Source organism: Rhizobacter koreensis (genome assembly GCF_013366375.1).
Lineage (GTDB): Bacteria > Pseudomonadota > Gammaproteobacteria > Burkholderiales > Burkholderiaceae_C > Schlegelella_A > Schlegelella_A koreensis.
Map to the genome: position 1 here is coordinate 76,330 of NZ_JABWMJ010000002.1, position 21,756 is coordinate 98,085.

The following is a 21,756-nucleotide window of genomic DNA, read 5'->3' on the forward strand; positions in this document are numbered from 1 at the left end:
TCCCTCAGCGCTCGTCGAACGAGAGCACGACGCGCTCGCTCAAGGGGTGGGCCTGGCAGGCGAGCACGAAGCCGGCCTCTACCTCGTGGCGCTCGAGCGCGAAGTTGCGGTCCATGCGCACCTCGCCTTCGACGAGCTTGGCGCGACAGGTGCAGCACACGCCCGAACGGCACGAGAACGGCACGTCGATGCCGGCCGCCGCGGCGGCGTCGAGGATGTTGCCGTCCTCGCGGTGGAACGCCAGCTCGCGGCGGATGCCGTCGCGCACGATGACGATGCTCGCCTCGGCGGCGTCGCGCGCGTCGGCGACCGGCGCGAGCAGCGCCTGCGACTCGGCCGGGATGCCGAAGCGCTCGATGTGGACGTGCGTCGGCGACAAGCCGGCTTCGAGCAGCGCCGCCTCGGCGGCGTCGTTGATGCCGTGCGGCCCGCACACGAAGGCATGGTCGACGCTTCCGACGTCGACCACCGAGCCCAGGAACTCGGCGATCTTGGCCCTGTCGAGCCGACCGTTGTAGAGCGGCAGATCGGTCTGCTCGCGCGAGAACACCCAGTGCAGCACCAGGCGCGACAGGTAGCGGTTCTTGAGGTCCTCGAGCTCCTCCTTGAACATCGCGGAGCGCTGGCGCCGGTTGCCGTAGATCAGCGTGAAGCGGGAGCGCGGCTCGCGTGCCAGCACGGTCTTGACGATCGAAAGGATCGGCGTGATGCCGCTGCCGCCGGCGATGCCGAGGTAGTGGCGCGCGGCGCCGGTCTCGAGCGGGACGAAGAAGCGCCCTTCGGGCGTCATCACCTGCACCGTGTCGCCGACCCGCAGGTGCTCGTGCAACCACGTCGAGAACACGCCGCCCTCGACCTTGCGAACGCCGACGCGCAGCTCGCCGTCGTCGACGCCCGAGCAGATCGAGTACGAGCGGCGCTGCTCGACGCCGCCGATGTGGCCGAGCAGCGTGAGGTGCTGGCCGTGGGTGAAGCGGAACTCGTCACGCAGCGCCTCGGGAACGTCGAACGACACCAGCAGGGCGTCGTCGGCGTCGGGGACGATGCGCTTGATGCGCAAGGGATGGAAGTGCAGCGCCATCAGATCGGCTTGACGAACTCGAACGGCTCGCCGCAGGCGTTGCAACGATAGAGCGCCTTGCACGCGGTCGAGCCGAAGGTCGAGAGGCAGGCGGTGTCGAGGCTCGCGCAGCGCGGGCATTGGACGGCAGGCGCACGTCGCGCGGCCGCCGGCACGAAGCGCAACGGCGCGCCCGTCGGCGCGGCTGCCGGCCCGGGCGGCGCGATGCCGTGCTCGCGCAGCAGGCGGCGTCCTTCGGCGCTGATCCAGTCGGTGGTCCACGCCGGCGCGCGCTGCCACTCGACGCCGGATGGGGCCAGGCCTTCGGCATCGAGCGCGTCGCGCACGCTGCGCTCGATCCATTCGGTCGCCGGGCAGCCCGAGTAGGTCGGCGTCAGCACGACGACGAGCCGGTCGCCGTCGGCATGCACGTCGCGCACGATGCCGAGGTCGCGGATCGAGACGACCGGCAGCTCGGGGTCGAGCACGTCGGCGAGCACGGCCCAGGCGCGCTCGACGCGCGCGGCCACGTCGGGCGCGCCGACTTCACGGCGCCTGATCGCGGCGACGCTCACCAGACGCCTCCGGGGAACGCGCGCTGCAGGTGCTGCATCTCGGCAAGCAGATAGCCCATGTGCTCGCTGTGGCGACCGGCCTTGCCGGTGCTGCGGAACGCCCGCGGCGCCGGCAACGAGAGGTCGGCCGCGCCGAGCACCGGCTCGACCTCGGCGCGCCACGACGTCTCGAGATCGGCCCAGTTCGGGCCGAGGCCGCTCGCCGCCGCGGCCGCGTCGACGGCGTCGGCCTCGAACAGCTCGGGCACGTACGGCCACAAGGTGTCGAGCGCGCGCTGCATGCGGCGCGCCGACTCGGGCGTTCCGTCGCCGAGCCGCACCACCCAGTCGCCGGCGTGCTGCTGGTGATAGCGCGCTTCCTTGACCGCCTTGCCCGCGATCGCCGCCAGCTCGGCGTCGCTCGACGCGTCGAGACGCTCCCACAGCAGCCGGAAGAACGTCGCCAGCATGAATGCGCGCAGCATGGTCGATGCAAAGTCGCCGCGCGGCAGCTCGGCGAGCGTCACGTTCACGAAGTCGCGCTCGTCGCGCAGGAAGGCGAGCTGGTCCTCGTCGAACGCGGCTGCCGAGCCTACGCCGCGTGCCGCGGCCTCCACCTGGCCGGCGCGCGTCAGCACCGCGCGGGCCTGGCCGAGCAGGTCGAGCGCGATGTTCGACATCGCGATGTCTTCCTCGAGCATCGGCGCGTGGCCGCTCCATTCGGCCAGGCGCTGCGCGTGCACGAGGCAGGTGTCGCCGATGCGCAGCAGGTAGCGCACGGCGGGGTCGTCGGCGATCGCGATCGAGGAAGAGCTCATAAAGCGCGCGCGCTCACATGTGGTCGACCGCGGCCGGCAGCTCGTAGAACGTCGGGTGGCGGTACACCTTGTCTTCCATCGGGTCGAAGTACGCGGCCTTCTCGCCGGGGTCGGACGCGACGATCTGGTCCGACCGGACCACCCACACGCTGACGCCTTCCTGGCGCCGCGTGTAGACGTCGCGCGCGAGCTGGATCGCCATCGCCGGGTCGGCGGCATGGAGGCTGCCGCAATGCTTGTGGTCGAGCCCGGCCTTGCTGCGCACGAACACTTCCCAGAGCGGCCACTCGGGGCGGCCGGCGGGCTTGCCGACCGGCTCGGCCGGTGGCCCGGGGATCGCGCCAGGGGTCACCGCAGGGCTCATGCCGCCTCCGCCAGTTCGCTCTTCGCGGCGTGGGCGAGCGCCGCCTCGCGCACCCAGGCCCCGTCGTCCCACGCCGCCACGCGCGCCGCGAGGCGCTCGCGGTTGCACGGGCCGTCGCCGCCGACGACCTGCCAGAACTCGTTCCAGTCGATCGCGCCGAAGTCGTGGTGGCCGCGCGCCTCGTTCCAGCGCAGCTCGGGGTCGGGCAGGCTGACGCCGAGCACCCTTGCCTGCTCGACCGCGGCGTCGACGAACTTCTGGCGCAGCTCGTCGTTGCTGATGCGCTTGATGCCCCAGCGCATCGACTGCTCGGAGTTCGGCGATTCCGCATCGGGCGGGCCGAACATCATGAGGCTCGGCCACCACCAGCGGTCGACCGCGTCCTGGACCATGCGGCGCTGCGCGTCGGTGCCCTTGTTCATCATGGTCAGCAGCGACTCGAAGCCCTGGCGCTGGTGGAAGCTCTCCTCGCGGCAGATGCGCACCATCGCGCGCGCATACGGCGCGTACGAGCAGCGGCAGAGCGGCACCTGGTTCATGATCGCCGCGCCATCGACCAGCCAGCCGATCACGCCGACGTCGGCCCAGGTGAGCGTCGGGTAGTTGAAGATCGAGCTGTACTTGGCCTTGCCGCTGTGCAGCGCCGCGAGCAGCTGGTCGCGCGAGGTGCCGAGCGTCTCGGCCGCCGAATACAGGTAGAGCCCGTGACCGGCCTCGTCCTGCACCTTGGCGAGCAGGATCGCCTTGCGCTTCAAGGTCGGCGCGCGCGTGATCCAGTTGCCCTCGGGCAGCATGCCGACGATCTCGGAGTGCGCGTGCTGGCTGATCTGTCGGACCAATGTGCGCCGGTAGTGCTCGGGCATCCAGTCCTTGGCCTCGATGAAGTCGCCGGCGTCGATGCGCGCCTCGAAGCGCGCGGCGGCCGCCGGATCGTCCGGCACGCGTGCGGTTTGCGGCGCCTCGCGCGCCATCGTGTCCATCGCCTGGGTGTACATGCTGGCTCCTTGCCCGTTGGGCGGCCGGTTTCGATGCGACGCGACGTCGTCAGCCGCGCGGTCGCTTGTCGATCACGCGACGCGCCTTGCCGACCAGCGTGCGCTCGAGGCTGTCGGGCACCCCGACGTCGACCGCCATGGAGAGTCCGATCAGCGCCTTGATGCGCTGCCCGATCGCCTGTGCGAGCGCCGCACGGTCCGCCGAGGCGTGCTCCGGCAACACCTCGCAGCGCACCTCGACCGCATCGAGGTTGCCCTCGCGCGTGACGACGAGCTGGTACTGCCCCGACAGGCTCCCGTGGTTCAGCACGATCTCCTCGATCTGGGTCGGGAACAGGTTGACGCCGCGGATGATCAGCATGTCGTCGCTGCGGCCCACGATCTTGCCCATGCGGCGCATGCTGCGCGAGGTCGGCGGCAAGAGGCGCGTCAGATCGCGGGTGCGGTAGCGCACGACCGGCAGCGCTTCCTTGGTGAGCGTCGTGAACACGAGCTCGCCCTCACTGCCGTCGGGCAGCACCTCGCCGGTGAGCGGATCGATGATCTCCGGGTAGAAGTGGTCCTCCCAGATCACCGGGCCGTCCTTCGACTCGACGCACTCGCTGGCGACCCCCGGCCCCATCACTTCCGACAGGCCGTAGATGTCGACGGCGTCGATGCCGGCGTTGGTCTCGATCTCGCGCCGCATCGCCTCGGTCCATGGCTCGGCGCCGAAGATGCCGACCTTCAGGCTCGTGGCGCGCGGGTCGATGCCGGCGCGCCGGAACTCCTCGATCAGCACCTGCATGTACGACGGCGTGACCATGATGATGTCGGGGCGCAGGTCGGTGATCAGCTGGACCTGCTTCTCGCTCTGCCCGCCCGACATGGGGATCACGGTGCAGCCGGCGCGCTCGGCGCCGTAGTGCGCGCCGAGGCCGCCGGTGAAGAGGCCGTAGCCGTACGCCACGTGCACCATGTCGCCCGGCCGGCCGCCGGCCGCGCGGATCGAGCGCGCGACCAGGTCGGCCCAGACATCGATGTCCTTGAGCGTGTAGCCGACCACGGTGGGCTTGCCGGTGGTTCCCGACGATGCGTGGATGCGCGCGATGCGCTCTTTCGGCACCGCGAACAGGCCATACGGGTAGTGCTCGCGCAGGTCGGCCTTGGTGGTGAACGGGAAGCGCGCGAGGTCCGCGAGGCTCTTCAGGTCGTCCGGGTGCACGCCCTTGGCATCGAACGCCTGCCGGTACTGCGGCACGTTCTCGTACACGTGGCCGAGGCTCCAGCGCAGGCGCTCGAGCTGCAGCGCCTGCAGTTCGTCGCGGCTGGCCCGCTCGATCGGCTCGAGCTCGCCGGGTTCGGGTCGCTTCACGGTCATGGCGTCTCCTCCGGCAGCACCGTGCGGCCCTTGAGCGCGTGTGAGCGGCCGCGGACGAGCGCGATGCGCTCGCCGCGCTGGTTGCGCACCGCGATGTCGTAGACGCCGGTGCGGCTGCTCTGCGACACCCGCTCGGCGCGCGCGGTCAGCGTGTCGCCGCCGTGCGCCGGCGCCAGGAAGTCGACCGTCAGGCCCGCCGCGACGGTGAGCGTGTTGCCGGTGTTGCAGGCGAACGCGAACGCCGAGTCGGCCAGCGTCGTGATGAAGCCGCCGTGGCAGATCTCGAAGCCGTTCAGCATGTCGGGACGCACCGTCATCTGCAGCTCGGCGACGCCGTCGGCGACGTCGACGATGCGCATGCCGAGCGCCTGCGACGCGCGATCGCCGGCGAACAGGTGCGCCGCCACCGCGGCCGGCGTCGCGTGCTCAGGCACCCGTGCCCCCGTGCAGGGTTCCGCCGGTGTGCTGCGCCGTGGCAAGGCGCGGCGAGCGGCGGTAGCGCACGTCGCCGTAATGCGACTGCAGGTTGGCCAGCACGCCGGCGACGCGCGCCGGGCCGATGGCATCGCCCCAGGCCAGCGGCCCGCGCGGGTACGCGGTGCCGAGCTGCATCGAGGTGTCGATGTCCTGCGCGCGGGTCGCCGTCCACGTCATCACGTCGGCCGCTTCGTTGACGAGCCCGCAGACGATGCGCATCACGGCGAGGCCGGCGACGTCGGCGAGCGCGATCACATCGAGGCCGGCCGGCGCGAGCAGTGCGGCGAGCTGCCCGAGCGACTCGGCGCTGCCGGTCGCGCCGACCGCCTTGGCGTTCGCGTAGTCGAGCGCGAGGTCGAGCAGCACCGTGATCGTCTCGTGGTAGCTGCGCCGCTCGGCGAGCGTGCGGCCGTCGGTGAGCGCCACCACGCCGTCGCCGAGGCGGAAGGTCTCGGCCGTCAGGCGCTCGTCGACCGCGATCGGCAGTCCCGCACCGCGCAGTCGCTCGACGAGTCCGCCGAGCAGCCCCATGTCGGTGGCGACCGCAACGCTGGCGGGCGCGGCATTCGTGTCGACCGCGACCGCGGGCGCGGCCGGCGGCCTGGCGCCGTCGGCGTAGCGGTAGAACCCGGTGCCCGACTTGCGCCCGAAACGCCCGGCGCGCACCAGCTCCTGCTGGATGATGTTGGGCGCGTAGCGCGAGTCCCAGGCCGTCGCGGCGAACACCGACTCGGTGACCGAGAGGTTGACGTCGTTGCCGATCAGGTCCATCAGCTCGAACGGCCCGAGGGCGAAGCCGCCGGCGTCGCGCAGCACGCGGTCGATCGCCTCGGGCGCGGCGATGCGCTCGGCGAGCAGGCGCAGGCCCTCGGCGTAGTACGGCCGGGCGACCCGGTTGACGATGAAGCCGGGCGCGTTCGGCGCGTCGACCGCGGTCTTGCCCCAGGCGCGGCTGAGCGCGTGCAGCGCCGCAACCACCGCCGGGTCGGTCTCGACACCGGGGATGATCTCGACCAGCTTCATCCGGGTCACCGGGTTGAAGAAGTGCCAGCCGACCACGCGCCGTGGGTCGGCGAGCCCTTCGGCGATCGCGGTGACCGAGATCGACGAGGTGTTGGTCGCGAGCACGGCGTCGGCTCCGAGCGCGTCCTCGAGTTCGCGGAACAGCGACTTCTTGGCGTCGAGCCGCTCGACGATGGCCTCGACCGCGAGGCCGCAGCCGGCGAGCTGGCTCGCGCTCTCGACCACCGAGATGCGCCCGAACACCGCCTCGCGTTCGGCAGCGTCGATGCGGCCGCGCTGCACGCCAGCGTCGAGGTCGGCACCGATGCGCTCGAGCGCGCGCGTGGCGGCGCCGGGCTGCGCGTCGAGCACGCGCACGCGGTGCCGCGACTGGGCGGCGAGCTGGGCGATGCCGGCACCCATGCTGCCGGCGCCGATCACGGCGACCTCGGTCGAGGCGTCGAGCGTGTACGGAGCGTTCATTCAGCGGTCCTTGAAGGTCGGCGCGCGCTTGGCCATGAAGGCAGCGACGCCCTCCAGGTAGTCGTGCGAGCTGCCGAGCGTGGTCTGCAGTGAGGCCTCGTTGCCGAGCGCCCCTTCGAAGTCGAGGTGCTGGGCAGCGTCGATCGCGCGCCGCGTCGCCACCAGCGCCTTGGTGGGCATGGCGGCCAGCCGCGCCGCGATCGCGTCGACCTCGCTGCGGAACGCCGCCTCGTCGACGCACTTCCAGATGAGGCCGATGCGCTCGGCCTCCTCGGCCGGCAGCTTGTCGCCGAGCATCGCGAGGCCGAGCGCGCGGGCGCGCCCCACGAGGCGCGGCAGCAGCCAGCTGCCGCCGCAGTCGGTGACGAGCCCGATCTTCGTGAAGGCCTGGATGAAGCTGGCGTTGCGCGACGCGACGACGATGTCGCAGCCGAGCGCCATGTTGGCCCCCGCGCCGGCCGCCACTCCGTTGACCGCCGCGAGCACCGGCACCGGCATGCTCGCCAGGCGCAGCGCAAGCGGCGTGTAGAAGCGTTCGATCAGGGCGCCGATGTCGGTGGGCGGGCCGTGCGGGTCGGGGTTGGGCGCCGCGCCGGGGTCGCCGAGGTCCTGCCCGGCGCAGAAGCCGCGGCCGGCGCCGGTGATGACGACGCAGCGCACGTCGTCGGCAGCCGCCGCGGCGTCGAGGCCGGCCATCAGCTCGGCATGCATCGCCGCCGTGAAGCTGTTGAGCGCCTGCGGCCGGTTGAGCGTCAGCATGCGGACGCCGCCCTGCTGCTCGATGATGACCACTGCTTCGTCCACGCCGATTCCCTCGCAACGCCGCACACGCCGAACTGCAAGTTCGACCGGTCGGTAGAAAGAGTTTAGGCGCGCCAGGATGCCGGCACAACCGGGGAGTTACCTGGAGCCCTCGGCGGAGGGGGAAAGCTCAACGCGTGGGATCGCCGGCGAGCGTCGCGCGCGGCCGCGTCACCGCCCGGAACGTCGGTGGCCGCCGCTGCCGGGCCCGTCACCGAAGTCGCCCGAGGGCGCCTGCGGTGGGCGCCGTCGTCACGGAAGCGAGGGCGAACGCCCTAATCCGCTACGCCGCCGCGGTGAGGAACGCCAGGAAGCGGCGCTCGGCCGGGTCGAGGCCCGGCCGCCGCAGCGCCTGCAAGCCGGCACAGACATCGGCGTGCTCGGCGCCGAGCGCCTCGAGCACGCGCGGGTGGATGTACGACTTCCGGCACACCGCGACCGTGTTGCCGAGTCGCTTGGCGACTTCGCCTATCAGCTGGTTCGCCGTGAGCCGGTGCTCGGTATCGGCATCGGCCTGCTGCAGCCAGAGGTCGAGGGCGTGCACGCTGCCGTGCCAGGTGCGGAAGTCCTTGGCGGTGAAGTCGGCGCCGCTCGCCTCGCGGATGTAGTCGTTGACGTCGCCCGAGCCGACCGTGTGGCGCTCGCCGTCATCGTCCTGGTACTGGAACAGCTCCTGGCCGGGCATGGTCTGGCAGCGCCGCACCACCTTCGCGACGCGCGGATCCTCGAGCGCGACCTCGTGGGTGACCCCGCTCTTGCCGCGAAAGCGCAGCTGGATGCGCCCGCGCTCCACCTCCACGTGGCGCGTGCGCAGCGTGGTCAGGCCGTACGACTTGTTGGTGCGCGCGTACTCGTCGTTGCCGACGCGGATCAGCGTGGTGTCGAGCAGCCGCACGATGGTCGCGAGCACGGTCAGGCGCCCCGGGGCGCTGCCCACGGGCGCCTCGAGGTCGGCCTTGACGCGGCGCCGGATGCGCGGCAGCGCGGCGCCGAACTCGAGCATCCGCTCGAACTTGGTGGTATCGCGGGCCAGCCGCCACTCCGGGTGGTAGCGGTACTGCTTGCGCCCGCGCGCGTCGCGGCCGGTGGCCTGCAGGTGACCGTTCGGCAGCGGGCAGATCCAGACGTCCTCGTATGCGGGCGGAATGGCGAGCGAGCGGATCCGCTTGAGCTCGGCTTCCCTGCGGATCGCCCTGCCGTCGGGCGCCTTGTAGAAGAAGTTGTCGCCCTTGCGAATGCGCCGGATGCCCGGCTCGGCGTCGCTCACGTAGACCAGCCCCGGCGGCACCGGGGTTTCGGGCGTCTCGGCGACGACCACGCCGGTTGCGGTGCGCACGGGGCGGCCGCCCGGCGCGGCACGCTCGCGGCTCGACTGAACGTTGGGGGTGCCTGCCATCGCGGCTCACGCGATCGCGGGCGGCGCGTCGGCAGGCGGCTCGCGGACCGGCGGCGGCGGCGCGGTCGGCGGCGGGTCGCCGACCGGCACCGGCGCGGGCTCGGGGCGCGGACCCGACGGTGGCAGCGGCGGCTCGGCAGGGTCGCCGGCGAGCAGCGGCGTGGCAAACGAGGAATCGGCGGGCGGATGCGGCATGCCGGCAAACGGCAACCGCTGTGCCCGTCACGATTGGCGCATGAGTCGATAAGCCCGCCGGCGCGGCGAGCGGGCCTCAGCGTTGCCTAGTGGCGCGCATGACCAAGCTCGAACCCGACACCGCTCTCGACCCGCTGGATTCCCGCGCTGCCGATGCCGCCCCCGCACCCGATCTGCCCGACGACGAGCGAGGGTCGGAAAACGCAGGCGGCACGCACGCCACGCCCGGCGAGGCCGCGCCCGATAGAACGGCCGAACCCACCTCGCGAGCCGAGCCGACGCCCCGACCCCGCAAGGCCAGCGCCCGGTCGCCCGCCGCCACCGCGACCAAGCGCCGCATCGACCAGGTGCTGCGCCAGACCTTCGGCCTCGAACGCCTGCGCGAAGGCCAGGCCGAGGTCATCGGGCACGTGCTCGAAGGCCGCCACACGCTGGCGATCATGCCGACCGGCGCCGGCAAGTCGCTCTGCTACCAGCTGCCGGCGATGCTGCTGCCCGGCATCACGCTCGTGGTGTCGCCGCTGATCGCGCTGATGAAGGACCAGTGCGACAGCCTGCGCGAGATCGGCGTCGACTGCCACCAGCTCAACAGTGCGGTCGACGCCGAGGCGACCCACGAAGCCGAGGACGCGATCCGCGAAGGCCGCGCGCGCATCGTCTTCACGACGCCCGAGCGCGTCGCCGACCCGGAGTTCCAGCAGCTGGTCCGCGAGCAGACGATCAGCCTCCTGGTCATCGACGAGGCCCACTGCATCTCGCAGTGGGGGCACGACTTCCGGCCCGCGTTCCTCGAGATCGGCAGCGCGCGCACGGCGATGCACAGCCCGACCGTGCTGGCCCTCACCGCGACCGCGACCGACGAGGTCGTCGCCGACATCGCGCAGCAACTCGGCGTCAAACGCTTCGAGGTGGTCCGCACCGGCATCTACCGGCCGAACCTGCACTACGCAGTGCAGCAGGTCACGCGCGAGGACGAGAAGCTCGCACGCGCCGTCGAGTGGGTGCGCGCGCACGAGGGTGCCGGCATCGTCTACGCCGCGACGATCAAGGCGGTCGAGACGGTCTACGCCGCGCTCGCCGACGCCGGCGAGTCGGTCACGCGCTATCACGGGCGGCTCTCGGCCAAGGATCGGCGCCAGAACCAGGACGCGTTCATGGACGGCCAGGCGCGCGTGATCGTCGCGACCAATGCGTTCGGGCTCGGCATCGACAAACCGGACACCCGCTTCGTGCTGCACTACCAGATGCCCGCAGGGCTCGACGCCTACTACCAGGAGTCGGGGCGCGCCGGGCGCGACGGGCTCGATGCCGATTGCACCCTGCTCTACCTGCACAGCGACAAGGCCGTCCAGCAGTTCTTCCTCGCGGGCCGCTACCCGGCACTCGAGGAGATGACGACGCTTTACACCACGCTGCAGCGCGAGCGTCCCGACGGCCAGCCGTGGACGCTCGACCGCCTCGACGAGAGCCTCGAGGTGCCGCGCGGCAAGCTGCAGGTGTCGCTGCGCCTGCTGCGTCATCAGCGCGTGGTCGCCCAGGCGCGTGACGGCTCGCTCGCGCTGCGCCGGCCCGACCTCAAGGGCGCCGAGCTCGAGAAGATGCTCGGCGCCTATCGCGACAAGCGCGACAGCGACCGCGCGATGCTCGAGCAGATGGTGTTCTACGGCCAGACCGGCTATTGCCGCTGGCGCGTCCTGCTGCAGCACTTCGACGAGATGGAGGACTTCGAGCGCTGCCACGGCTGCGACAACTGCGGCCGCATCGACGCGGCCGCGGGCGCGGAGGCGGCAGTGCCAGAGGGTGGTGAAGCGGCTGACGGCTCCGCAGGCGCCGAGCGCGACGCGTCGGCCGGCGTCGCTTCCCGCGGGGCGGACGCCCCCGCCCCGACACGCTCGCCGGCGCCCGAGCGGCTCACGCCCGGCACGCCAGTGCGCGTGCCGCGCTACGGCCGCGGCATCGTCGAATCGGCCGACGCCGAGACCGTCACGGTGGCCTTCGCGGACAGCCAGAAGCGCTGCTTCCTCGCGAGCTACGTGAAGGCGGCGCGGCGCTGACGCGGGCGAACGGCGGGGCCGGCGGGCAAGAATTTCCGGTAAAGCCTGCCCCCACGGGCGCCCCGGGCGGCGTGGCACGCGCGCGGCTCCGACCCGGTTGAGGGTCGCTTTCCCCGTGAGAAAGGCACGATCCGCCGCCTTGGCGGAGTGGCGAAAACAGCTGGCACGGGTGTTGCGTTCCAACGCTTTCGTGACCTCGGCAAGACGCCTTGCCGAAGGTCGTCGAGACCCGATCCACAACGACTTTCACGAGCCGTATCGAGCACGAATCCGATGACTCTCGCCAACGCCAGCTCTTCTTCCAGCCTCCGACTCCAGCCCGCTCAACGCCAGCACCACAGCGTGACGCCGCGCCTGCAGCATGCGGTGCGGTTGCTGCAGCTGTCGTCGCTCGACTTCGCCCAGGAAGTGCACGACGCGATGGGCCGCAACCCCTTTCTCGAGCTCGACGATTCGCCGTCGGAAGGCCCGCCGGGCGTCGACGCAGCGAGCGACAAGACCGAGGCGCCGGCCGTCTCGAACGACAGCATCGCCGACGAAGCCTACGACGCGCACGAGCGTGACAGCTGGCAGCTGTCGCCGACGAGCCCGCGCACCAGCAGCTCGGACTCCGACATCTCGGCGCTCGACCTGATCGCCGAGAGCGTCGGCATGCGCCAGCACCTGCGCAGCCAGATCAACGTGCTGCCGCTGTCGCGCCGCGACCATGCCCTCGCCTGCGCCATCGTCGAGTCGCTCGACGACGACGGCTACCTCCGCACCGAACTCGAGGAGATCGCCGCGATCAGCGACCTCGAACCGGCGGTCGACATGGCCGAGATGCAGATCGCACTCAAGCGCGTCCAGGCGCTCGACCCGAGCGGCGTGGGGGCGCGCAACCTCGCCGAGTGCCTCACGCTGCAGCTGCACCTCATCGACGACGAAGGCGAACGCGCGCTCGCCGAGCGGATCATCCGCGACCATCTGCCGCGCCTCGCGCAGCGCGACGTCAACGGCCTCGCGAAGGCGCTCGGCGCGAGCCCGGCCGCCGTCGAGGCCGCCTGCGAACGGATCCGCCACCTCGACCCGCGCCCCGGCACCAAGGTCGAGGCGCCGTCGGTCCAGTACATCACGCCCGACGTCATCGTGAAGAAGCAGCGCGGCAAGTGGGTGGCGACGCTCAACCGCGCGATCGTTCCGCGCGTCAAGCTCAACCAGGCGTACGCGTCGATGTTCCAGGAGCACCGCGAGTCGCGCCACAGCGAGCTCGCCGCGCACCTGCAGGAAGCGCGCTGGACGGTGCGCAACGTCGAGCAGCGCTTCTCGACGATCCTGATGGTCGCCAACGCGATCCTCAAGCGCCAGCACCACTTCCTCGAATTCGGTCCGATGGCCATGAAGCCGCTCGGCCTGCGCGAGATCGCCAACGAGCTCGGCCTGCACGAGTCGACCGTCTCCCGCGTCACCAACAACAAGTACATGGCCACGCCGGTGGGCGTGTTCGAGCTGAAGTACTTCTTCTCGCGCGAGATGGCGACGGTCAACGGCGGCGCCTGCTCGGCCACCGCGATCCGCGGCGTCATCAAGGGAATGATCGACGGCGAGAACCCGAGCAGCCCGCTCTCCGACGCCCAGATCGCGCGGCTGCTGGTGCGCCAGGGGCTCAAGGTCGCCCGTCGCACGGTCACCAAGTACCGCCAGCTGCTCAAGCTGGCGCCGGTCGAGCGGCGCCGCCGTCGCCTCGCCGACGGCTCCGGCGTCGGCGTTGCGCTGCAAGGTGCCTGACTCCTCGATGGCGCGCGGCTTTCAACCTGGCTGGGCGCCGGGGCGCCCCTGCGCGGCGGCGCCGGCCGCCATGGCGCAGCGCCTCGCCCGAAGCGGAACGCGCCGAAGGCGGAGCAACCGATGAACGACGTCGAAGCGCGGCGCTTTCGCGACATCGCGGACGCGGCGCCGGCGCTGCTCTGGAGCACCGACGCGAGCGGCGCGGCCGACTGGTTCAGCGCGGGCTGGCTGCGCTTCACCGGACGCAGCCTCGACAGCCTGCTCGGCGACGGCTGGACGCGCGAGGTGCACCCGGAAGACGTCGAGCGCTGCGTCGCGATTCGCGCCACCAGCGCCGAGGCACGCCACCCGTTCTCGCTCGACTATCGGCTTCGCCACCGAGACGGCGGCTATCGCTGGGTCTACGACAGCGCGATGCCGCGGCTCGACGTCGACGGCCGACTGCTCGGCTACGTCGGCAGCTGCATCGACATCCACGAACGCAAGGAGCTCGAGGAGAAGCTCGCCGAACGCACGCAGGCGCTGCGCCTGGCCGAGCGGCGTCAGGGCGCGTTCCTCGCGACGCTGTCGCACGAGCTGCGCAACCCGCTCGCGCCGATCGCCAACGCGGCGAGCGTGCTGCGAACCCTCGAAAGCTCCAACCCGATCCTCGCGCGCCTGCGCGAGATCCTCGAGCGCCAGGTCGGGCGGCTCGGCCGGCTCGTGGAAGACCTGATCGACGTCACCCAGTCGGCGCAGGGCGAGGTCTCGCTGATCAACGAGCGTGTCGGCATCGACGGCGTCGTGCAGGCGGCGATCGCGGCGAGTCAGGAGAAGATCGACGCCGGCCACCACACGATCGACCTGCACATGCCCGAGCAGCGCCTCGCGGTCAAGGGCGACCCGGCACGGCTCTCGCAGGCGCTCTCGAACATCATCGTCAACGCGGCCAAGTTCAGCGGCGAGCCGTCGGCGATCACGATCGAGGTCCAGCCGGTCGCGAAGACCGTGCAGGTCAAGGTGAAGGACCACGGGCGAGGCATCGACCCGTCGTTCCTGCCGCACGTGTTCGAGCTGTTCTCGCAGGAGGACCAGTCGTTCGCGCGGACCTACGGCGGGCTCGGCGTCGGCCTCACGCTCGCCAGACGCATCGCCCAGCTGCATGGCGGCGACGTCGAGGCGTTCAGTGAAGGGCCTGGGCGCGGCAGCGAGTTCGTGCTGTGGCTGCCGCTGCTCGAAGGCGAGCTCGAGGCGCCCGCGGCTGGCGAGGTACCCAATCTCGCCGAGCGCTACCGCGTGCTGATCGTCGAGGACAACGGCGATGCGCGCGAGAGCCTGCGCCTGCACATGGAGATGTGGGGCAACGAGGTCGTCACGGCGCACTCGGCCGAGGCCGCGCTCGAGGCAGCGCGCACGTTCAAGCCGCACATCGTGCTCTGCGACCTTGGACTGCCCGGCATCGACGGCCTGCAGCTCCTCGGGCCGCTACGCCGGCGCCTGGCCGGGCAGCGCACGCTGATCGCGGCCGTCACCGGCCACGGACGCAGCGAGGACCAGGCGCGCGCGATGGCGGCCGGCTTCGACTCGTTCCTCGTCAAGCCGCTGCACCCCGCGAGCCTCGCGCGCCTGCTGCAGGCCTACGCGAGCCAGGGTGGCAACTGACGGCGCGATGGTCCGTGCTGCAGCCGGTCAGCGGCTCTCGTCGAGCGCGCCCGAGACCGACGCCGCGACCGCGTCGCCGTCGGCGGCGTATTCCTTGAGACGGTTGTAGAGCGTCTTCAGGCTGATGCCAAGCGTGGCGGCCGTCTTTTCCTTGTGCCGCCCGAGGTGCTCGAGCGTCGCCAGCGTGACCTGGCGCTCGACATCGGCGAGCGTGCTGCCGAGCTTGATCGTGATGGTCGACTGCCCGTTCGAGCCGCCGCGCGCCGGCTCGCTGGCCGGCAGGCACTCGTCGACGATGGTCGAGCCCGTCGCCATGACGTAGGCGCGATAGACCACGTTGCGCAGCTCGCGCACGTTGCCCTGCCACTTGTACTCGGCGAGGCGGGCGAGCGCCTCCGGGGCGAAGCGCTTCTTCTGGCCCTCGCGTTCGCTGATCTGGTCGAGGAAGTGGGTGGCGATCAGCGGCACGTCCTCCGCGCGGTCGCGCAGAGGCGGCAGGTGGATCGGGAAGACGTTCAGCCGATACATCAGGTCTTCGCGCAGCTTGCCGCTCGCGACCGCCTGCAGCGGGTTGCGGTTGGTCGCCGCAATCATCCGCACGTCGGCTTCCTGAACCTGGGTGGAGCCGACCCGCATGAAGGTGCCGGTCTCGAGCACGCGCAGCAGCTTGACCTGCAGGTCGAGCGGCATCTCGGTGATCTCGTCGAGGAACAGCGTGCCGCCGCTGGTGCGCTCGAAAAACCCCAGGTGCTGGCGGTCGGCGCCGGTGAAGCTGCCCTTCTCGTGCCCGAAGATCTCGCTCTCGATGAGGTGCGGCGATATCGCGCCGCAGTTCACCGCAAGGAAAGGCTTGGCCTTGCGCCGGCTCAGTTCGTGCACGGTGCGCGCGACGACCTCCTTGCCGGTGCCGCTTTCGCCGGTGATGAACACCGTCACCGCGGTGCCGGCGACGCGCACGATCTGCTGGTACACCTTGCGCATCTCCGGCGACCTGCCCCAGAGCGCGCCGAAGTGCCCTTCCTTCTCGAGGCCCTCCTCGAGGTCGCCGGCGGCCGCCTTGAGTGCGGAGGGCTTGGTGACGCGCGACAGCACGCCCTGCAGCTGCTTGAGGCTGGTCGGCTTGACCAGATAGTCGGCGGCACCCAGGCGCAGCGCCTGGATCGACGTGTCGAGGCTCGCGTGACCCGTGATCAGCACGATCTCGGTGTTCGGCAGCGACTTGGCGTCGTTGAACAGCTCCATCCCGTTGCCGTCGGGCAGCATCAGGTCGAGCAGGACCAGGTCGGGCTCCTGCAGGGCCATCTGGCGCCGCGCTTCGCGAAGCGAGCCGGCGGTGGCCACCGTGAAACCCTCGTTGGCGATCAGCATCGCCATGGTTTCCGCGGAATCCCCGTCGTCATCGACCAGCAGGGCGTGAGGCATTCGACATCGTCTCCAAAGACGTCGGCGCCCGAGGGCCCGCCGACGCGCCAATCCTTGCACAGCGTCGATCTGCGCCCAGCAGCGGGTGGCGCGCTCCCGGGTGGGAAAACACCGCATCGCGCTGTCGGCGCCGCATCGAAGCAATTTCCGGTCGGTACCGGAGCCACGGACGCCGCTACGGCGGCGCTCGCCTGCGTACCACGGGCGTGGCGGCCCGAGCGGCAGGGCTCAACACCCTGAGCGTCGCGGGTGCCGCGCGAGTCCCTCGGGAACGGCCTGCAGCGGCGAATCCGTCACGAAGAATGCCCGGTTAACGGCACCCGATGGCTCGACCGGAGCACAGGCCCCGGAGTATATCGACGCGGCGCCGCAGGCCCGGCCGGCCACGCCGGCAGCGGGGAAACCCTTGCCTCAGCAACGGCGTCGTGCGAGGCCCGCCCAGAGTCCGGCCGCCACGACGAGCGCCAGGCTGGCGGGTTCGGGCACCTGCAGGATGGCGCCCCGCACCTCTCCCGACCCGAACTGCGTCGTGTGGAAGTTGATGTACGAGCGCCCGCTCAGGATGTTGTCGAGCTGGGCCGCGAGGGTGGTGTTGTTGCCTTCGGGGGCATCCCACTTGCCCCTGATCGTGCCGCCCACCCCGGTGGCGAACGGCGTGACCACCAGGTCGTTGGGGTTGTTGTCGTTGAACGGCGCGCCGAAGAAGCCCCAGACCACTCCTCCCGTCGTGTTCGGCGTCACCGTCGGCCCGGCATGGATGTGCGCGGCGGTGAGGTTGTCGTAGGCGTCGGCCGTCTGGGTGCCGGTGAAGTCGATGTTGAAGATCGTCGCCGTGAACGCGAGCGAGGTGCGCGCGTCGTTGAGCACGAACTCGGCCGTCCCGAACGACGCCGGCCGCGGCGTGGTGTTGTCCGAGAGCGTCGGCACGGCCGGATTCGGCCGCTCCTGACCATTGGTGAGCGTGGCGGCCAGGAATACCGGGGCGGCATGGGCCTGCACCCCCAGCGCTCCGAACACCACCAAAGCAAGAGCAGATCGGCGCATGGGAACCTCCGGGCGGACGTTGATCGTCAGCGCAATGTAGCCAGATCCGCGGCAAAGATCACGTTTTCGCGGCCCGGCGACCGCCGATCCGTGGCCCAGGCGCCACCCGCGCGAACCGCTATCCCGGGGAGACGACCTCGAGACCGACGATCCCGGCTGCGATCAAGCCGAGGCAGCCAAGTCGCGCGGGCGACGCCGCGTCCCCGAACAGCACGATGCCGGCGATGGCGGTACCGACCGCTCCGATGCCGGTCCACACCGCGTAGGCCGTTCCGACCGGCAAGTCCCGCATGGCCAGCGCGAGCAGGCCGACGCTGATGGCCGTCGCCGCCAGCGTGCCGACGGAAAACCAGAGCCGGGTAAAGCCATCCGAGTACTTGAGGCCGAGGGCCCAGCCCACTTCGAACATGCCGGCAACCAGCACCATGATCCACGCCATGACGACACCTCGATCGAGGTCGTCCCCGGGGCGATGCAGCGACGAGGTCGTCCTCGCGGGGCGCACGTTAACCTCGGCGCCCGCGTCGAGCGGCGGGCGCCGTCGATCGGCCTTCTCGGCGTGGGTGGTTGGCGCGCTACAGCCGCACGGCGCAGCAGGCTCGGCACAGGTACGTGCGCCCACTTGGCTCGGCCGAAACTCCTGGCTATAATCCCGCGTTTAACCCGGCACGCCTTAGCTATACATGACTACCATTCGCGTCAAAGAAAACGAGCCCTTCGACGTCGCTCTTCGCCGTTTCAAGCGCACCATCGAAAAGCTCGGTTTGTTGACCGATCTGCGTGCCCGCGAGTTCTACGAGAAGCCCACCGCCGAGCGCAAGCGCAAGAAGGCTGCGGCCGTGAAGCGCCACTTCAAGCGCGTTCGCAGCATGCAGCTGCCCAAGAAGCTCTACTGAGCCGAGCCGCTTTCGCCCGAGCCCGCCGCGCGCGGGCTTTGTCGTTTTGGAACTTCCTTTTTTCGGACGGCGTGAACCGATGAGCCTGCGAGACCGGATCAACGACGACATGAAGGCCGCGATGCGCGCCAAGGACTCGGCCCGCCTGCTGACGATCCGCGGTCTGCTCGCGGCGTGCAAGCAGCGCGAGGTCGACGAGCGCATCACGCTGGACGATGCCGCCATCGTCGGCATCGTCGACAAGCTCGTGAAGCAGCGCAAGGACTCGATCGCCCAGTTCACGGCCGGCAACCGGCCCGACCTGGTCGAAAAGGAGAGCGCCGAGCTCGCGGTGCTCGAGCAGTACCTGCCGCAGCGCCTGAGCGCCGACGAGATCGCGGCCGAGGCCCGCCAGGTGGTCGCCGAGCTCGGCGCCAGCGGGCCCGGTGACATGGGCAAGGTCATGGCGGCGCTGAAGGCGCGGCTCGCCGGCAAGGCCGACATGTCGCTGGTCTCGGGCGCCGTGAAGCAGGCGCTCGCCTCCAAGTCCTGAGCCGCCGCATCCAGGAGCCGCCATGAGCACCTCTCCCGTCCGCCCGCTCAGCGCCGACGTCGCCGCTTGCCCGCAGCTCGCCCCCGGCGACATGCCCGCGGTCGCCGAAGCAGGCTATCGCAGCGTCATCAACAACCGCCCCGATTTCGAGGGCGGGCCGACGCAGCCGACCAGCGCCGACGTCGAGGCCGCCGCGCACGCGGCCGGTCTGCAGTACGCGTACCTTCCGGTCGATTCGGCGGTGCAGACGCCCGAGCAGGCGGCTGCCCTGGCCGACCTGCTGGCGACGCTGCCGAAGCCGGTGCTGCTGTTCTGCCGCTCGGGCGCGCGCTCGGCGCGCCTCTTCATGGCGGCGCAGTCGGTCTGAGGCGGCGCTGGCGAGCGGCAACGCGCGCCGGTTCAGAACCCGAGGGGTCGGGCCGCCACGCCTGAATGCCCGTCAGCCGCCGAGATACGCCGCAACCACCTGCGGGTCGCCGAGCAGTTCGGCACTCGGCTTGGACAGCACGATCCGGCCGGTCTCGAGCACGTAGCCGTGGCTGGCCACCTTCAGCGCCTGCCGGACGTTCTGCTCGACCAGGAAGATCGTCAGTCCCTCGGCGTTGATCCGGCGCAGCGTCGCGAAGATCTCCTGCACCACGATCGGGGCGAGGCCCATCGACGGCTCGTCGAGCAGCAGGATGCGCGGCTTGGCAAGCAGGGCCCGCGCGATCGCCAGCATCTGCTGCTCGCCGCCCGAGAGGTTGCCGGCCATGCCGTCGATGCGCTCGGCCAGGCGCGGGAACAGCGCGAGCACGCGCTCCAGGTCGTCGGCGACGCCCGCGCGGTCGCGCCGACGGTAGGCGCCGAGCTCGAGGTTCTCGCGCACGGTGAGCGTGGTGAGGATCGCGCGACCCTCGGCGACCTGGACCAGGCCGCGCTCGACGATCTGGTGCGTGGGCAGGCGCCGCAGCTCCTCGCCGTCGAACACGATCGAGCCGGCAGTCGGGCGCACCAGCCCCGAGAGCGCCAGCAGCGTGGTCGACTTGCCGGCCCCATTGGCGCCGACCAGGGTGCGGATCTCGCCGGCGTTGACCTCGAAGTCGATGCCCTGCACCGCCTCGACGTGCCCGTAGGCGACGCGCAGGCCCTCGACGCGCAGCAGCGGCGTGCTCATGGGAAAACCCTCCGCGCTGCGCGCCGGGATGAGCGCCGGGGAACGGCCCGGTGCGCTCATGCCGTCGCTCCCAGCGGTTCCCCGGGCACTGCGTCCTCGTCGCGCCCGAGGTAGGCTTCGATCACGTCCGGGTTGCGCTGGATCTGCTCGGGCGGACCCTCGGCGATGATGCGGCCGAAGTTGAGCACCGCCACCTGGTCGCACAGGCCCATCACGAAGCGCATGTCATGCTCGATCAGCAGGATCGTGTAGCCGCGCCTGGAGATCTGGCCGACCTGCTTCATCAGCTCGACCTTCTCGCCCGAGTTCATTCCGGCGACCGGCTCGTCGAGCAGCAGGAGGCGCGGCTCGGTGGCGAGCGCGCGGGCAAGCTCGAGCTTGCGCTGGTCGCCGTACGACAGGTTGTCGGCGAGTTCGAACGCCTTGCCCTCGAGGCCGACCCACGAGAGCAGCTCGCGCGCCTTGTCGCGAGCCTCGTGCTCGCGGCGGCGGAACGCCGGCAGCGAGAACATCAGCCCCCCGACGCCGTAGTTCAGATGCGCATGCATGCCGACGACGACGTTCTCGAGCAGCGTCATCTCCTTGAAGACGCGAATGTTCTGGAACGTGCGGCCGACGCCGCGCCGCGTCACCTGGTGCGGCTTGAGGCCCGTCAGCGCGGAACCGTCGAGCGTGATCGCGCCGCTGGTCGGCGCGACGAGCCCGGTGATGATGTTGAGCACCGTGGTCTTGCCGGCGCCGTTCGGGCCGATGAGCCCGACGACGCGGCCCTGCGGCACCTCGAAGCTCACGTCCTGCAGGACCGAGAGGCCGCCGAAGCGCTTGGAGACGTTGGCGAGGCGCAGCATCAGCGGGGCACCGCGAGGGCGGCCGGGCGACGCCCGAACCAGCGCCGCATGCGCGCTGGATCCCACAGGCCGCGCGGCAGGAAGAGGACGATGATCACGAGGATCGCGCCGTTGATCATGAGGCGGAAGTCCTGGAACGCGCGCAGCGCCTCCGGGAGCACGGTGATGATGGCGGCGCCGAGCACCGGCCCCGCCAGGCCGTTGATGCCGCCGAGGATGGCCATCGTCAGGATCTCGACGCCACGGTCGAAGCCGAACTCGCTGGGGCCGATGAAGAACGTGAGGTGCGCGTTCAGCGCCCCCGCGAGGCCCGCGATCGCGGCGCCCAGCGTGAACGCGATGAACTTGTGCGTCATCACCGGGATGCCCATCATGCCGGCGGCGATCTCGTCTTCCTTGATCGCCTCGAAGGCACGGCCGACGCGCGAGCGCCGCAGGCGCCAGAGCAGGAGCAGCACCAGCACTAGGAAGCCGACCACGTGCCACCACCGGGTGAGCTGAGGAATGCCGTTGAGGCCGAGCGCGCCGCCGGTATAGGTTTCGGCGTTGAGGATCAGCACGCGCACCACCTCGCCGAAGCCGAGCGTCGCCATCGCGAGATAGACGCCCGACAGGCGCAACGTGGGGCCGCCGATCACCAGCGCCACGAGGCTCGGAGCCACGACGCCGCCGAGCAGGGCGACCGGAAACGGCATGCCGGCATTCATGGTCAGGATCGACGCGGTGTACGCGCCGATGCCCATGAACGCGGCGTTGGCCATCGCGAGCAGGCCGCACGACAGCGTGAGCCAGATCGACAGCGCGAGCAGCGCATTGATGCCGACGGTCAGCACCAGGTTGCTGTAGATCGCCCAGAAATTCTCGAGGTCCATCGGGTCAGTGGGCGGTGAACAG

General features: G+C 70.9%; 23 protein-coding genes. 6 read left to right on the forward strand and 17 right to left on the reverse strand.

Annotated features, from left to right (window positions below):
• Window positions 1-4: 4 nt before the first annotated feature.
• The 11 genes from paaE to HQN59_RS04285 form a co-directional block, all read right to left on the reverse strand.
• Window positions 5-1,081 (reverse strand): 1,2-phenylacetyl-CoA epoxidase subunit PaaE, encoded by a 1,077-nt coding sequence (gene paaE, locus HQN59_RS04240; protein ID WP_176066451.1) that lies wholly within the window; start codon window positions 1,079-1,081, stop codon window positions 5-7.
• Window positions 1,081-1,635: a 1,2-phenylacetyl-CoA epoxidase subunit PaaD gene (gene paaD / locus HQN59_RS25945; protein ID WP_342451117.1), complete on the reverse strand. Its 555-nt coding sequence runs from the start codon at window positions 1,633-1,635 to the stop codon at window positions 1,081-1,083. The genes paaE and paaD overlap by 1 nt, the downstream gene beginning before the upstream one ends.
• Window positions 1,632-2,432: a 1,2-phenylacetyl-CoA epoxidase subunit PaaC gene (gene paaC / locus HQN59_RS25950; RefSeq protein WP_246294696.1), complete on the reverse strand. Its 801-nt coding sequence runs from the start codon at window positions 2,430-2,432 to the stop codon at window positions 1,632-1,634. Before paaC ends, paaD begins: the two co-directional genes overlap by 4 nt.
• 13 nt (window positions 2,433-2,445) lie before the next feature.
• A complete protein-coding gene (gene paaB / locus HQN59_RS04250; protein ID WP_246294697.1) occupies window positions 2,446-2,796 on the reverse strand; it encodes a 1,2-phenylacetyl-CoA epoxidase subunit PaaB in 351 nt (116 codons plus the stop codon).
• Complete coding sequence (gene paaA / locus HQN59_RS04255) at window positions 2,793-3,791, reverse strand: 1,2-phenylacetyl-CoA epoxidase subunit PaaA (RefSeq protein WP_176066453.1); 999 nt, start codon at window positions 3,789-3,791, stop codon at window positions 2,793-2,795. Before paaA ends, paaB begins: the two co-directional genes overlap by 4 nt.
• Before the next feature lie 49 nt (window positions 3,792-3,840).
• Window positions 3,841-5,151, reverse strand: a complete 1,311-nt coding sequence (gene paaK / locus HQN59_RS04260) for a phenylacetate--CoA ligase PaaK (RefSeq protein ID WP_176066455.1) — start codon at window positions 5,149-5,151, stop codon at window positions 3,841-3,843.
• Window positions 5,148-5,585, reverse strand: coding sequence for a hydroxyphenylacetyl-CoA thioesterase PaaI (paaI, locus tag HQN59_RS04265; protein ID WP_342451118.1), 438 nt, complete (start codon window positions 5,583-5,585; stop codon window positions 5,148-5,150). Before paaI ends, paaK begins: the two co-directional genes overlap by 4 nt.
• Window positions 5,578-7,113: a 3-hydroxyacyl-CoA dehydrogenase gene (locus HQN59_RS04270; protein WP_176066457.1), complete on the reverse strand. Its 1,536-nt coding sequence runs from the start codon at window positions 7,111-7,113 to the stop codon at window positions 5,578-5,580. The genes paaI and HQN59_RS04270 overlap by 8 nt, the downstream gene beginning before the upstream one ends.
• Window positions 7,114-7,917, reverse strand: coding sequence for an enoyl-CoA hydratase-related protein (locus HQN59_RS04275; protein WP_176066458.1), 804 nt, complete (start codon window positions 7,915-7,917; stop codon window positions 7,114-7,116). It abuts the gene before it with no gap.
• Window positions 7,918-8,197: 280 nt separating this feature from the next.
• Entirely contained in the window at window positions 8,198-9,310 is a 1,113-nt protein-coding gene (locus tag HQN59_RS04280) for a DNA topoisomerase IB (RefSeq protein WP_176066460.1), read from the reverse strand.
• A gap of 6 nt (window positions 9,311-9,316) precedes the next feature.
• Window positions 9,317-9,505 (reverse strand): hypothetical protein, encoded by a 189-nt coding sequence (locus HQN59_RS04285; RefSeq protein ID WP_176066462.1) that lies wholly within the window; start codon window positions 9,503-9,505, stop codon window positions 9,317-9,319.
• A gap of 98 nt (window positions 9,506-9,603) precedes the next feature.
• On the opposite strand from HQN59_RS04285, the gene HQN59_RS04290 reads away from it, so the two are divergent.
• The 3 genes from HQN59_RS04290 to HQN59_RS04300 all read left to right on the forward strand — a co-directional run bounded on the left by HQN59_RS04290 (window position 9,604) and on the right by HQN59_RS04300 (window position 14,964).
• Window positions 9,604-11,559, forward strand: coding sequence for a RecQ family ATP-dependent DNA helicase (locus tag HQN59_RS04290; protein ID WP_176066464.1), 1,956 nt, complete (start codon window positions 9,604-9,606; stop codon window positions 11,557-11,559).
• Between the two features lie 273 nt (window positions 11,560-11,832).
• A complete protein-coding gene (locus tag HQN59_RS04295) occupies window positions 11,833-13,323 on the forward strand; it encodes an RNA polymerase factor sigma-54 (protein WP_176066466.1) in 1,491 nt (496 codons plus the stop codon).
• Between the two features lie 120 nt (window positions 13,324-13,443).
• Window positions 13,444-14,964 (forward strand): PAS domain-containing hybrid sensor histidine kinase/response regulator, encoded by a 1,521-nt coding sequence (locus HQN59_RS04300; protein WP_176066468.1) that lies wholly within the window; start codon window positions 13,444-13,446, stop codon window positions 14,962-14,964.
• 27 nt (window positions 14,965-14,991) lie between these two features.
• Here the strand turns inward: HQN59_RS04300 and HQN59_RS04305 are convergent, their stop codons facing one another.
• The 3 genes from HQN59_RS04305 to sugE all read right to left on the reverse strand — a co-directional run bounded on the left by HQN59_RS04305 (window position 14,992) and on the right by sugE (window position 17,869).
• Window positions 14,992-16,386 (reverse strand): sigma-54-dependent transcriptional regulator, encoded by a 1,395-nt coding sequence (locus tag HQN59_RS04305; RefSeq protein WP_176066470.1) that lies wholly within the window; start codon window positions 16,384-16,386, stop codon window positions 14,992-14,994.
• 411 nt (window positions 16,387-16,797) lie between these two features.
• Window positions 16,798-17,430, reverse strand: coding sequence for a CHRD domain-containing protein (locus HQN59_RS04310; protein ID WP_176066473.1), 633 nt, complete (start codon window positions 17,428-17,430; stop codon window positions 16,798-16,800).
• 118 nt (window positions 17,431-17,548) lie between these two features.
• Window positions 17,549-17,869 carry a quaternary ammonium compound efflux SMR transporter SugE gene (sugE, locus tag HQN59_RS04315; RefSeq protein WP_176066475.1) on the reverse strand — a complete coding sequence of 107 codons (321 nt, stop codon included), beginning with the start codon at window positions 17,867-17,869 and terminating at the stop codon, window positions 17,549-17,551.
• 244 nt (window positions 17,870-18,113) lie between these two features.
• On the opposite strand from sugE, the gene rpsU reads away from it, so the two are divergent.
• The 3 genes from rpsU to HQN59_RS04330 all read left to right on the forward strand — a co-directional run bounded on the left by rpsU (window position 18,114) and on the right by HQN59_RS04330 (window position 19,225).
• Window positions 18,114-18,326 (forward strand): 30S ribosomal protein S21, encoded by a 213-nt coding sequence (rpsU, locus tag HQN59_RS04320; protein ID WP_054018851.1) that lies wholly within the window; start codon window positions 18,114-18,116, stop codon window positions 18,324-18,326.
• Between the two features lie 79 nt (window positions 18,327-18,405).
• Window positions 18,406-18,858: a GatB/YqeY domain-containing protein gene (locus HQN59_RS04325; protein WP_176066477.1), complete on the forward strand. Its 453-nt coding sequence runs from the start codon at window positions 18,406-18,408 to the stop codon at window positions 18,856-18,858.
• Between the two features lie 22 nt (window positions 18,859-18,880).
• Window positions 18,881-19,225, forward strand: coding sequence for a protein tyrosine phosphatase family protein (locus HQN59_RS04330; RefSeq protein ID WP_176066479.1), 345 nt, complete (start codon window positions 18,881-18,883; stop codon window positions 19,223-19,225).
• Between the two features lie 72 nt (window positions 19,226-19,297).
• On the opposite strand, the gene HQN59_RS04335 is transcribed toward HQN59_RS04330, so the two are convergent.
• From HQN59_RS04335 to HQN59_RS04345, 3 genes are read right to left on the reverse strand one after another with little or no spacing between them, the layout of a single operon-like run.
• Window positions 19,298-20,014, reverse strand: coding sequence for an ABC transporter ATP-binding protein (locus HQN59_RS04335; protein WP_176066481.1), 717 nt, complete (start codon window positions 20,012-20,014; stop codon window positions 19,298-19,300).
• A gap of 56 nt (window positions 20,015-20,070) precedes the next feature.
• Window positions 20,071-20,862 (reverse strand): ABC transporter ATP-binding protein, encoded by a 792-nt coding sequence (locus tag HQN59_RS04340; protein ID WP_176066483.1) that lies wholly within the window; start codon window positions 20,860-20,862, stop codon window positions 20,071-20,073.
• Entirely contained in the window at window positions 20,862-21,734 is an 873-nt protein-coding gene (locus tag HQN59_RS04345; protein WP_176066486.1) for a branched-chain amino acid ABC transporter permease, read from the reverse strand. The genes HQN59_RS04340 and HQN59_RS04345 overlap by 1 nt, the downstream gene beginning before the upstream one ends.
• Window positions 21,735-21,756: the final 22 nt, after the last annotated feature.